Annotated in this window: 9 protein-coding genes; 4 read left to right on the plus strand and 5 right to left on the minus strand. The window is 72.9% G+C overall.

The window, feature by feature from the left end:
* Positions 1-64: 64 nt before the first annotated feature.
* Positions 65-718 carry a GTP pyrophosphokinase family protein gene (locus ACIOD2_RS42545; RefSeq protein ID WP_400551065.1) on the plus strand — a complete coding sequence of 218 codons (654 nt, stop codon included), beginning with the start codon at positions 65-67 and terminating at the stop codon, positions 716-718.
* Between the two features lie 50 nt (positions 719-768).
* On the opposite strand, the gene ACIOD2_RS42550 is transcribed toward ACIOD2_RS42545, so the two are convergent.
* Entirely contained in the window at positions 769-1,422 is a 654-nt protein-coding gene (locus tag ACIOD2_RS42550) for a DUF998 domain-containing protein (protein ID WP_400551066.1), read from the minus strand.
* A gap of 178 nt (positions 1,423-1,600) precedes the next feature.
* Between ACIOD2_RS42550 and ACIOD2_RS42555 the strand changes: the two genes are divergently transcribed.
* Positions 1,601-4,090, plus strand: a complete 2,490-nt coding sequence (locus tag ACIOD2_RS42555) for a M14 family zinc carboxypeptidase (RefSeq protein WP_400551067.1) — start codon at positions 1,601-1,603, stop codon at positions 4,088-4,090.
* A gap of 55 nt (positions 4,091-4,145) precedes the next feature.
* Here ACIOD2_RS42555 and ACIOD2_RS42560 read toward each other — a convergent pair whose 3' ends face one another.
* The 4 genes from ACIOD2_RS42560 to ACIOD2_RS42575 form a co-directional block, all read right to left on the minus strand.
* Entirely contained in the window at positions 4,146-4,751 is a 606-nt protein-coding gene (locus ACIOD2_RS42560) for a LysE family translocator (RefSeq protein WP_400551068.1), read from the minus strand.
* A complete protein-coding gene (locus tag ACIOD2_RS42565; RefSeq protein ID WP_400551069.1) occupies positions 4,748-5,851 on the minus strand; it encodes a DnaJ domain-containing protein in 1,104 nt (367 codons plus the stop codon). Before ACIOD2_RS42565 ends, ACIOD2_RS42560 begins: the two co-directional genes overlap by 4 nt.
* Positions 5,852-6,277: 426 nt before the next feature.
* Positions 6,278-7,861: an AMP-binding protein gene (locus ACIOD2_RS42570; protein WP_400551070.1), complete on the minus strand. Its 1,584-nt coding sequence runs from the start codon at positions 7,859-7,861 to the stop codon at positions 6,278-6,280.
* A gap of 1,012 nt (positions 7,862-8,873) precedes the next feature.
* Positions 8,874-10,139: a low temperature requirement protein A gene (locus tag ACIOD2_RS42575; RefSeq protein WP_400551071.1), complete on the minus strand. Its 1,266-nt coding sequence runs from the start codon at positions 10,137-10,139 to the stop codon at positions 8,874-8,876.
* A gap of 55 nt (positions 10,140-10,194) precedes the next feature.
* Between ACIOD2_RS42575 and ACIOD2_RS42580 the strand changes: the two genes are divergently transcribed.
* Together ACIOD2_RS42580 and ACIOD2_RS42585 are read left to right on the plus strand one after the other, a co-directional pair.
* Positions 10,195-11,616: a hypothetical protein gene (locus tag ACIOD2_RS42580; RefSeq protein WP_400551072.1), complete on the plus strand. Its 1,422-nt coding sequence runs from the start codon at positions 10,195-10,197 to the stop codon at positions 11,614-11,616.
* The gene (locus tag ACIOD2_RS42585) at positions 11,613-12,647 is read left to right on the plus strand and encodes a hypothetical protein (protein ID WP_400551073.1); all 1,035 of its coding nucleotides are present in this window, start codon (positions 11,613-11,615) and stop codon (positions 12,645-12,647) included. The genes ACIOD2_RS42580 and ACIOD2_RS42585 overlap by 4 nt, the downstream gene beginning before the upstream one ends.
* The last annotated feature ends 1 nt before the right edge of the window (position 12,648 follow it).

The raw sequence follows: 12,648 nt of genomic DNA on the forward strand, positions 1-12,648 counted from the left end.
TCGGGTAGCACGCAGTAACCTGGCGTGCGGAAAACCGACCGACGACTCCTACGACGAGGGTTCAGTGACCACCGATCCGGCGGCCGAGCACGCATCTCTGATCGAGGCGGCCGACGAGCTCGTCGTCGCCGGGCAGCTCCCGCGCTTCCTGCTGATGTACAAGTTCGCCATCGAAGAGCTGATGACGAAGCTGCGGATCCTCAGTGAGGAGTTCGACTTCGTCCACCGGCACGACCCGATCGAGCACATCACGAGCCGGGTGAAGCGGCCGGAGGCGATCAAGGAGAAGGTGCACCGCCGCGGCCTGGGCAGCGACTGGGTGTCCGCCGCCCGCGAGCTCGACGACATCGCCGGCATCCGTGTGGTCTGCCCGTTCGTCGACGACGTCTTCGCGGTGGCCCGCATGCTCACCGCCCAGGACGACGTCGAGCTGCTGCGCACCAAGGACTACATCGCCCGCCCCAAGGCCAACGGCTACCGCAGCCTGCACCTGATCGTGCGCATCCCGGTGTTCCTGTCCGACCGGGTGGAGAAGGTCAAGGTGGAGGTCCAGCTCCGCACCATCGCGATGGACTTCTGGGCGGCGGTGGAGCACAAGCTGTCGTACAAGTACCGCGACAGCGTCCCGCCGGACTTCGCGGGCGAACTCGCGGCGGCCGCGTCCACGGCGGCCGACCTGGACGCCCGGATGGCCGCGTTGCACGAACGGATCCGCTAGGCGTTACCCGGTCCTGGTCGGCGCGTCGCCGAGATCGGCCGGACCGGTGGTCACTCCTGCGAGCGCGAGCCCACCGGGGCCAGCACCACGCCCAAAGCGATCAGCTCCGTCAGCGCCATCCCGCGCTCCACCAGGCCGAGCGGGATCAGCGTCCACCAGCGGCCGCCGTCGACGGCCGCGACCACGACGGCGCCCAGGATCACCGCGAACCAGCCCAGTGACGCGATCGCGAGCACCCTCGCGAGCCACCGCCGGCCGGGGGAGCCCGGGAACGCCGTGTGCGCGATGATCAGCACCGCCAGCGGCAGCGCGACGAACGCCACCACGCTCGCCCCGCGATGCAGGGTGCCGCCGAAGTCCGAGCGGGAGACCGTCGCCCAGTCCGGCTTCGGGAACGCCACGATCACCAGCAGGCCGATCGTCCACAGTGCACCGAGGATCGCCGCGGCCGCGGGCAGCCGGCGCTGGCTGCCCAGCACCGCGAGCCCGGCGGCCGAGCCGAACGCCACCAGGACCACCGCGATGTCGAACATCCACTTGTGGTCGGAGAGGCCGTATTCGCTGATCGTGCGGCGGGTCGCGCTGATCTCGTCCGTCGGGGGGATGACCTGGAGCAACAGCACCAGGGCGGCGCCGACGGCGAGCGCCGCGATGCCCGCCAGCGAGACCGCGGCGGACGTCCGTCGCGCAGGGACCGTGACCATGAACCGACAGTAGCCGAGGAGTGGTTGAACTCCCGGTGAAATGTCCTTTTGCGCGGCCATCCGTGTGAAGAACCGGTGAAACCAGTACGACTTACGGCGGTTACCCCGGCCCGTTTTCGTCCATTACGGTCACTCGCTACCGGTACGTCCGTGCTGCCGGCCTCGGTCAAGGAGGGCTATGCCTGTGGGGAATTCACCAAGACGGCTGGTGCTGCTGGCATCGTCGGTCGCGCTGGCCGCGACGTTCGTCGCACTGCCGACCGGCACCGCCGGCGCGGCGCAGAACATCCTGCGTGCCGACAAGTCGGTGGCGCGCTCCTGCTTCGCGAAACTGCAGCCCAAGGGGGTCGCGGGCACCGACCGCCGGGACGTCACGTCCACTGTGGACGGTCTGGTGCAGGCTCGGCTGAAGGCCACGTCGGCCAACGAGGGCGACTGGGACATCGCCGTGTTCGACAAGGCGACCGGCGCCGTCGTCGCCGCCTCCGCGGCGTTGCGCACCCACGAACTCGCCGAAAGCTTCGTGAAGAAGGGGCAGGAACTCGTCGTCCAGGGCTGCCGCTACGGCGGCTCGGCCGGCCAGGCCCAGCTCGGCGTCGACTTCCTGGCGCTGACGCCGCAGGGCACGCCGACCACCGCGCAGAAGGCGCAGCTGGTCCGCGTCCAGACCCCGACCCGCGCCGACAAGACCAAGCTCACCGGCCTCGGCCTCGACGTCACCGAGAAGGGTGACGCGACCGGCGTCGAGGTCGTGCTGGCCGACGACGCCGACCGGCAGACGCTCAAGAGCAGCGGCCTCACCTCGACCGTGGTCCAGGCCGACCTCTCGGCCAAGTCGGTCGCCGACGCGAAGGCCGACCGCGCGTACGCGGCCAAGACACCCAAGTCGGCGCTGCCCTCGGGCCGGACCAGCTACCGCCACCTCTACGACTACGAGTACGAGATCAAGGAGCTGGCCCGCGCCAACCCGAACCTGGTCTCGGCGTTCACCATGCCGGAGTCGACCTGGGAAGGCCGCGACGTCATGGGGGTGGAGATCGCCACCGACGTCAAGAACGTCACCGACGGCAAGCCGGTCGACTTCACCATGGGCGTGCACCACGCCCGGGAGTGGCCCGCCGGTGAGACCGTGATGGAGTGGGCGTACGAGCTGGTCAACGGCTACGCGCACGACAACCAGATCCGGAGCCTGGTCGGCAAGACGCGCAACGTCATCGTGCCGATCGTCAACCCGGACGGCTTCGACATCTCCCGCGAGGCCGAGCCGAAGGGCGACTTCTCCCGCTTCGACTACGAGATGAAGCGCAAGAACTGCAACGTCAACGACTCGCCGCCGCAGTACGCCACCGGCGTCTGCAAGGCCAACCCCGGCGGCCGGATCCGCGGCACCGACCCGAACCGCAACTACGCCGGGTTCTGGGGCGGCAACGGGGCCGAGGTGGCCTGGAGCGGGGACACCTTCCGCGGCTCGGCGCCGTTCTCCGAGCCGGAGTCGCGCAACATCCGCTCGATCGTGTCCTCCCGCCAGGTGACCAACCTGATCACCTTCCACACCAACGCGGCGCTGGTGCTGCGCCCGCCGGGCGTGGCCGACGTGCGGCCGCCGCTGGAGGAGCCGCAGTACAAGGCGCTGGGTGACAAGCTGGCGTCGCGCAACGGCTACACCAGCGAGCCGAGCTGGGCGCTCTACGACACGACCGGCACCACCGAGGACTGGTCGTACTGGGCCACCGCCGGCTGGGGCTTCACCATCGAGATCGGCGGCGCCGGCTTCCACGAGGCCTACGAGACCGCCGTCGTCGCCGAGTACGCCGGCCTGGCCCCGACCACCGGCGCGGGCAAGGGCGGCAACCGCGGCGCGCTGCTGGACATGCTCGCCAACGCCGCCGACCCGCAGCAGCACTCGACGCTGATCGGCTCGGCGCCCAAGGGTTACCAGCTCAAGCTGCACAAGACGTTCCAGACGCCGACGTCGCCGGTGATCCAGGCCGACGGCACCACCAAGCCGCCGATCTACGTGACCGACGACCTGAACGCGAAGCTGACCACCACCGGCGGGCGGTTCGCGTGGTCGGTCAACCCGTCGACGCGCCCCTACGTCGCCGGCCGCTACGGGCGCGACCCGCAGGGCCCGGCGCAGCAGGGTTACGCGGTGGCCAACCCGGCCGGGGTGCCGCCGATCAACCAGAACTACCCGGCCGACACCGCGGGTGACTCGTTCACCTTCCACGTCGACGGCCTGCCGAAGGTGGACAACGGGAAGTTCAGCGTCAACATCAACTGGGCGAACACCGCGACCGACTGGGACCTGTTCATCTACGACTCGGCGGGCAACCTGGTCAGCTCGTCGGCGAACGGCGGCACGACGTCCGAGCACGCCGTGCTGTTCGACCCGCCGGCCGGCGACTACAAGGCCGTGGTGGTCAACTACGACCAGGCCGACCCGAACGCCGTCGACGACTGGACCGGGGACGTCTCGTTCTCGTCGCCGGTCCCGCCGACCTACGGGACGAAGGAGGCCTACCAGCTGACCTGCACGTCGCCGAAGGGCAACCTCGTCGGCGTGGCGGACGTGTTCGCCGACCGCGGCCAGACGGTCGACGTCGGTGAGGTCTGCACCCGGTCCGCGCACGCGCAGAAGCAGCGCGCGTCGGGCGGCGCCCGGTAGTTCCCGAAGTCCGTGAAGGCCACCTTGAGGGACTCTGAGTCCCTCAAGGTGGCCTTCACGGCGTTACGGCCAGCGCGACCCCCAGGATGACCAGGATCGTGCCCACGACGCGGTTGAGGGCCGGTTTCGCGTGTTCGTACCAGCGCTGGGTGGCCGGGGCGGAGAACAGCAGCGCCACGCTCAGGTGCCAGGCGGTGGACACCACGACGATCAGGGCGACCGCCGCGGCCTTGATTTCCACCGGTTCGCCCGGTGGGAGCGCCGCCGTCAGGACGCTGCCGAAGAACGCCGCGGCCTTCGGGTTGGTCAGGTTGCTGACGACGCCTTGGCGGAACGCACTCCCGCGCGCCTCGGGCGGGGCGGATTCCGGCGCGCGGGCGCGCAGCCACAGCCGGATCCCGAGCCAGGCGAGGTAGGCGCCGCAGACGACGCGCAGGGCCGTGGCCAGCCACGGCGTGTGGGCCAGGAGCGTGCCGAGCCCGAAGACGGCGACCGCGGCCAGCAGCCCGCCCGCGGCGACGACGCCGAGCGCGACCGCCAGCGCGGTGCGCCGGGTGCCGGCCGCCGCGGTGTGCGCGATGAGGACGAAGTTGGGGCCGGGGGAGACGGCCGCCGGGAGGTAGGCCAGCAGCACCGTGCCGAGGGTGGCGGCGGCGCTCACGCCGCCCGGCCGCCCCCGCCGACGACCTGGTCGCGCACGGACCGCAGGGCGTCGTGGTCCACAGTGGACGGTTCGGCGGCGAGCCACTCGCCGATCTCGTACAGGAACGTCTCGGGCGTCATCGGCGGGGCCGCCTCGTCGTCCGGGTCCGCGGTGGTCAGCTCGCCGCTGCGGCTGGGGTAGACGATCATCGCGCCGCGCAGCGCGACACCGGGCAGCAGGTCGCGGTAGGCCTCGAGGCTCTCGGGGAGCCGGCTGCCGCCGCCGCGGAACGGCCGCCCGTTGCGCAGCAGCCTGCCGTCCTCGGCGGTCTCGTAGTGCCCGGGCAGCCAGAGCTTCGATTCGATGAGCACCAGGCGCTTCCCGCACAGCACGGCGTGGTCGACGTCGGCGAACACCGAGCCGGGCCAGGCGAGGCCGTGGAAGATCCGCGCGCCGGGCAGCCGGGTCAGGTAACGCTCCAGCAGCTCGGCGGTGAGCCGCTCGGCCAGCTCGTCACGTTCGGTGCCGGGCGCGCCGAAGACGGTGCGGCCGCCGAACTCCTCGGCGAAGGCGTCGCGGGCACGGGACGCGCGCAGGTAGCCGCGGGCCAGCCGCTGCACCAGCAACGCGGTGCCGGCGGTGAGCACCAGCCAGGCGACCAGTACGGGCGGTGAGAACTCCACGCCGCTGACCAGGGGCAGCAGCACCAGCACCATGCCGCCCACCGCGGCGACGACCGGGGTGTGCCCCGGCCCGCGGCGGCGGCCGTGCCGCATCCGGGTGTCCTCGCCCGCGAAGTGCCACCAGTCGAGGTCTTCGGCGTCCAGGTCGGGCAGGTCGGGGACGAAGCCGGGCTCGTCGCCGAAGCGCCGCCGCGGTCGTGGCCGCACCGGGACCGGGACGACGGTGGCGCTTCGGGAGCCACGGGCGTCGTAGCGGTCGCGGCTGACCGGGTCGCTCAGGACGTCGTAGGCCTCGCGGAGCAGCCGGAACGTGCCGACCGTGCCGCCAGCGTCCGGGTGCAGGGACTTGGCGAGCCTGCGATAGGCCGTTTTGACGTCGGCGGCCGTGGCGTCGCGGTGGACGCCGAGCACCTCGTAGTAGTCGACCTCGGGCACGCTGGCGTTCACCTCCGGATGGCTGCGCGAAGACTTTATGGGGTCGGGTCGCGGGGTCGGTCACCGCCTCCGCGGCGCGCCAGGGTGATGGTCCCGCGGGCCTGGTCAGGGCCGTGTCCGGAGTTCTACCGCCCGCCGGGGGCGCGGTCACCGGCGCGCTTGGCCGGTGCGCCGGGGTGCGTGACGTGGCCCCGTCCGGGGCGGGCGTTACGTTTCCGGTGCTCCATTAGTGTCCACTGAGGACTGTTTGTCGCTCGAAAGTGGTGTAACGGCCGGGTTTTGCTGGGCCGCGCTGACTTTGCGTAGCCGGAATCCACCCGGATGGACGCGAACAGGTGTTCGATTATCCGGGTATTGTTGAGGCATGCCCCCGGTTCCCCACGAACGTGACGGGCTCACCGCCACCCCACCTCGGCAGCGAGCCCGTCACCCCTCCCGCAGCAGGAAGCGCTGCAGCTTGCCGCTCGCGTTGCGCGGCAGTGCGTCGACGAACCGCACCCGGCGCGGGTACTTGTACGGCGCGGCAACGGCTTTGGCGTGCTCCTGCAGCGCGTGCACGAGGTCCGGCCCCGCCTCGGCGCCCGGCCGGGGCACGACGAAGGCGGTCACCACCGAGCCGCGGTCCGGGTCGGGTGTGCCGACGACAGCGCATTCGGCGACGTCCGGGTGCGTCAGCAGCACCTCTTCCACCTCGGGGGCGGCGATGTTGTAGCCGGAGGACACGATCATGTCGTCGCTGCGGGCGACGAACCGGAAGTAGCCCTCGGCGTCGCGGACGTAGGTGTCGCCGGTCAGGTTCCAGCCGTCGCGGACGTAGTCGGCCTGCCGGGGGTCGCCGAGGTAGCGGCAGCCGGTGGGGCCCTGCACGGCGAGCAGCCCCGGCGTGCCGTCCGGTACCGGCCGGCCGTCGAGGTCGAGCACAGTGGCGCGGAACCCGGGCACGGCGACACCGGTCGAGCCGGGACGGGCGGCTTCGTCGGCGGCGGAGATGAACACGTGCAGCATCTCCGTGCTGCCGATGCCGTCGATGAGGGGCCGTCCGACGACCTCGCGGTACCGCTCGGCCACGGCGGCCGGGAGGGCTTCACCGGCGGAGACGGCGCGCCGGACGCCGGCCAGCAGCGGGCCGTCGCCGGAGCCGAGGATCGCGCGGTAGGCCGTCGGCGCGGTGAAGAGCACGGTCACCGCCTGCTCGGCGACCGTCGCGGCTAGTTCCTTCGGCGTTGCGCGTTCGAGCAGGAGCACGGCCGCGCCGGCGTGCAGCGGGAAGACGAGGAGGCCACCGAGGCCGAAGGTGAACGCGAGGGGAGGGGTGCCGCAGAACAGGTCGTCCGCGGTGGGCTTGAGGACGTGCCGGGAGAACGTGTCGGCGATGGCGAGCAGGTCGCGGTGGAAGTGCATGGTCGCCTTCGGTGACCCGGTGGTGCCGGAGGTGAAGGCGAGCAGCGCGACGTCGTCGGCGGCCGTCGGCACGTCGTCGAAGGCCGCCGGGTGCTTCGCGCAGCGATCGGCGAGGTCGGCGCCGTAGGAGACCGCCGGCAGGCCGGGCGGCAGCTCGTCGAGCAGTCGCTCGTCGCAGAGGGCGATGCTGGGTTCGGCGCGGGCGGTGATCTTGTCGAGCTCGCCGCGGCGCAGCATCGGCATGGTCGTGACGGCGACCGCCCCGGCCTTGAGGACGCCCAGCCAGCACGCCGCGAGCCACGGCGTGTTGGTGCCGCGCAGCAGCACGCGGTTCCCGGGCACGACCCCGAGGTCGGCAGTGAGCACGTGCGCGATCCGGTTGGCGCGCGCGAGCACGTCACCGTAGGTCCACGACTCGCGCGGCGACCGCAGGCACGGCCGGTCCGGCCCGAGGCGCGCGATCGTCTGGTCGAGCAGCGCGGTGGCGGCGTTGAGGCGGTCGGGATAGCGCAGCTCCGGCAGGTCGAACACCAGCCGCGGCCACTGCCCCGCGGGCGGCAGCCGGTCGCGGCAGAACGAGTCGGTGTGAGCGCTGGGCGAAAGCGGCATCACGGCTCCTCGGGTCGGAACGACCTGCACCAGGAGAAACGTAGCACTCGTTGCGACCGTCGAGAAGACGCAATGCCGCAACCATGACGGCAGCGACAAGAAGTCGATGCCACTGCGTTCACCAGGGACCGCGCACAGTGACCACGCCTCGCGCGGAGCTGGCGATCACCGACGCGGGCACGCCGATGCGGGACAGGGTGGTCACTCGGTCCACGACGGCCGCGGGTGGAGATGGTCGCGGCTGCCCCATGCAGCCGGTCACGCAAGCGAAGGCGGTTGCCGGGCAGCCGGTCACGTACGCCGAGTTGGCTGCCGGGTCGCCTGCGGCAGCCGGTCGCACTCGTCGAGTTGGCCACCGGTCGGCCTCTGCAGCCGGTCACGTACGCCAAGGCGGTTGCCGGGCTGCCTGCGGCAGGCGGTCATGTACGCCAGGGCGGTTGCCGGGCCGCCCGTGGCAATCGGTCATGCTTGCGAAGGCGGCTGCCGGGTCGCCTGCGGCAGCCAGTCGCACTCGTCGAGTTGGCCACCGGTCGGCCCCTGCAACCGGTCACGTTCGCCGAGTTGGCTGGCGGGTCGCCTGCGGCATCCGGTCGCATTCGCCGAGTTGGCCACCGGTCGGCCCCTGCAACCGGTCGCCTACGCCGAGGCGGCTGCCGGGCTGCCTGCGGCAGCCGGTCATGTACGCCAGGGCGGTTGCCGGGCCGCCCGTGGCAATCGGTCATGCTCGTGAAGGCGGCTGCCGGGCCGTCCGCGGCAGCCGGTCACGTACGCCGAGTTGGCTGCCGGGCCGTCCCCGGCAATCGGTCATGCACGCCAAGGCGACTGCCGGGCCGCCCCTGGCAATCGGTCACGCACGCCAAAGCTGCGACCAGGCCGCCGAGGCAGTCGGCCGCGCTCGCCAGGGCTGCCTTCGGGTGAGCACCGCGGCGGCACTTTCGAGCCAAGCCGCGGCCGCCGAGGCAACCGGCGAAGTCACTCCATCGCCTTCGCCCGGCGCGGCGGATCGCCGAGGTCAGGCTCCCTGGTCGCGTTCCAAGTCGAGTTCCGAGGCACGGAAGAAGGCCGCCGGGTTGTCCGACAGGCTCTCGAGCACCCCGTTCCGGACCCGTGCCGAGAGGGCGGCGCTGCCGACGGCCCACACCGCGATCACCGCCACCACGGCCGGCGCCGACAGGACGCGGCTCAGCAGCGCGAGGTTCACCGTGGCCGCCAGCGCCGCGATCTGCAGCACGTTCACGTACCACTTGCGCGGCTGCATCGAGAACACGCGCGTCCCGCTGAGGTAGGCCGTCAGGCCGGCCGTGACGAACCACGCGGCGGAGGCCGGCGGGGACTCGTGCAGCGAAAGGTCCACGCCGGCCGCGATGAGCAGCAGCGAGAACGCCGGGAACAGGTGCCCGCCCGCGTACAGGAAGTAGGCCAGCGCCGGGTTTCCGCCGGAGAGGTCGAGCATGCGCTCGTAGATCTCCGCCGCCGACGTGAAGTACACCCACCACAGCGCGCCGGCGAGCACCAGGCCGCCGCACAGGGCCAGCCAGTAGGCGAGGTCGTCGTCGGGGTGGTCGAGGGCCGCGCCGCCGACCGTGATCACGAGCTCGCCGAGCAGCAGGATCATGAAGAGCCCGAACCGCTCGGACAGGTGCCCCGCGTCGACCGCCCGCCCCGGGTTGCTCGACGGTGTGAGCATCGAGCGCATCTTCGCGGCCCGCGACGGCCGGTGCGCGTCGTGGCGCTCGCGCCGCCAGTCCTCGCCCTTGTCCAGCAGCAGGAAGCCCGCCTCCTGGATCAGCGCGAACGCCCACAGCACGAACACCCACGGCCGCGGGACGAAGGCCGAGATCGTGAACACGACCGTCGCCGCGGCGTATCCCCAGGTGATCCGGCGGACCCCGGGCTTGCCCCGGCCGGACCACCAGTGCGCCACGGCCAGGATCAGGCGGACGCCGGCCAGCGCCCCCGCGAAGCCCGCCGGGTGGCCGTCGAAGGCGTGGTGCGCCTGGGTGGCCGCGATCGCGCACGGCACCGTCCCGGCGAGCACGAACAGCCGGTCGGTGACGCGGGTGTCGTCGCCGACGCGGTTGTAGAGCAGGGCGAAGCCGATCCAGGTCCACCACAGCGTGGCGAACAGGCCCAGCGCGGAGGCGACGTGCGCCCAGCGCGGATCGGCGACGATCGCGTGTGTCACCTGGCTGACGGCGAAGACGAAGACGAGGTCGAAGTACAGCTCGACCCAGCCGACGCGTCTGCCGTGCCCGGTGCTGTCCTGCTCCTCGGTCACAGGCGAGATTGTGCACTGTGCCTCGGATAGGGTGCGATCGGAGAGGGGGAGGGTGATGGCGAAGCCGCAGCTACGTTCGGCGGTGCTGGCGCGGGCGTGGCAGCGGATCCCGGGCGTGGCGGTCCTGTCCTCGGCCGACGGCGGCCCGCTGACCCGCACGGTGAAGAAGATCGTCGACCCCCTGGTCGTCCGCACGGCGGCCCGCCCCCGCCTGGGCCGCCCGCTCCTCGACGAGGACGCGGCGGCGGAGCTGACCGGCCTGCTTCTGGCGGACGCGTTCCGCCTGCAGGCGACGGCGGAGTGGTTCACCCACCTGAAGCGGCAGCGCCGGGCGCTGCGCATCACGGCGGGCAACGTCCAGGACGTGTGTTTCCCCCTGGCCTACGAGCTGGCGACGGGCTTCGGCGCCCCGGGCCCGGAAGCCCCGGAGACGGCGGCCGCGGCCCTGCGCGACCTGCACGGCGAAGGCGGCGGAGCAGGCGTCGACGAGCTGGCCGGCTACCTGGCGGACCCCCGGGTGGCGGCCGACCTGACGGAGGAGCTGCACCGCCGCTGGCAAGCAGCGACCCCGGCGCCCAAGCACGACGACGACGCGCTGCCGATCCAGCAGACGACCGGCGGCGTTGTGGTGCCGGTCTCCGACAGCGCCGGCGCGCACACGACCGCTGCCGACCGCCCGCTTGCCGATCCCGCGGGCAAGGGCGTCCCGCAGCTCGCCGCCTTCGTCGAAACCCTCTCCGACTCCGCCTGGCGCGCGCTCGCCCGGTCCGCGGCCGGGCACACACTCGGCCTGGCCCTCCGGCAGCCCGGGGGCGCCGCCGCGCTCGAGCGGGCCGTCCGGGAGATCTCCGGGCTCGACACCCCGGACCTCGGGCTGCAGCGCGGCGACCACACCGCCGTGCCGCCGCTGAGCCGTCGGGACGAAACCACCGCCGACCTGCTCGAACGCAGCGTCGAACGACGCGTCCGCGCCACCCTCAAACGCACGCCCGCCGAGGACCGGCCGCCGGTCGCCGAGCTGGTCGACGACGAGCTCGGCCGGGTCGCCGCCGGGTTCGGGCTCGGCCTGCCCGCCCTCGCCGGCTGCTTCGCGCTCGGGGTCGTCGTCGCGCCCGCCCTCCGGCCGCTCGACGGCGCCGCGCCCGCCGCGATCCCCGAGTTCGCGCGGCGGCTCAACGCGCAGGTCGCACGCGAGGGCTACGTCCTGCACGCCCGCCGCGCCCTGGCCGGTGACACCCCGCTCACGCCGCGGCCCGACCCGAACCTCGTGCGCGAGCTGCGCGAGTTCGCCAAGCAGTTCCTCGGCCGTCTCTGGATCCGGCTGCACGGCTTCGACGTCCGCGGCGACGTCCCGGCTGACGCCGCCGACGTCCGGGACCTCGTCACCGGCGTCGTCCGCTCGACGTCGCTCGACCTGCGGACGAAGGTGCGCCGCGCGCTGGTCGCCCGGCTGCCGGAGCTGGAGGCCGCGTCGTGACGCACCCGGTGCACACGCCCGTCGTCGCCGCGGACGGTGGTCTCGTCCGCTTCGCCCTCGCCGATCTCCTCGGCGGCCCGGCGACGTCGATGCGGATCGAACTCGCCGACGCCGGGGCCGCCGAACCGTGGCTGACCCGGCTCGTCGGCGCCGAGACCAGTGTGACCACCCTCGAACAGGGGCACGCCGACGTCCCGGCCCGCCCGGAGCTCGCCGCCCTCGCGCTGCTGCTCTGGGTGCGCCACTGGTGGCCCGCGAGCCCGTCGCTCGGCATCCCGTCGCTGGACCCGGCGCTCCTGGATCTCGAAACCGCCGTCGCGACGGCCGCCGTCGAGGACGTCGCCGAAGGCCTGCTCGACGACTTCGAAGCCACCCCGGCCGAACTCTTCGACGCCGCGATCGCGGGCGGCGCCCTGGCCGGGCCGGCCGAGGAGGTCCGGGCACTCTGCGCCCGGCTGTCGGCCTGGTTCGACGCCCAGGACGACGTCGTGCGCGCCGAAGCCGCCGCCGCGGCACACGTCACGCCTGGCCAACGCGCCTACGCCCTGGCGGCGGGCAGCGGTCCCGCCGCGTACGGCGAGGGGCTGCTGGCCGAGGGCCGCGCGAGTGTCGACTGGGCGCGCGTGCCCCCGGGGGTGCTCGACGCCGCCGAGGGCACCGTGACCTGGCGGATCGTCGCCACCGCGGCTGCCGCCCGGCTCGAGGTGGAGGTGGCGGGGGCGTTCGCGGACGCCGTTCTCGGCGCGGTCGCGACCCACGACGGTGAACCGTTCGCGGAAGTTCCGCTGCACCTCGGTGCCGGGCAGTTCGCCGGGAGCGCCGACCTCGACGCGGACGCCGCCCGGCTCGCGGCGAGCCCGTCCGTCCACATCGGACTCGTCGTCGGCGTGGCGGCGGAGGGCGTCGTGGGCACCACGCCGGAGGACCGGGCGGCCGTCGTCGCGCTCGTGCGGGCGCGCGAGGCGCTGCCGCTCCCGGCGCGCACGCTGGCCGAACGCGCGGCGGCCGGGGACGCCGCCGAGGAGTTCTGAC

It is taken from the genome of Amycolatopsis sp. NPDC088138 (genome assembly GCF_044741685.1).
In the GTDB taxonomy this organism is placed as follows: Bacteria; Actinomycetota; Actinomycetes; order Mycobacteriales; family Pseudonocardiaceae; genus Amycolatopsis.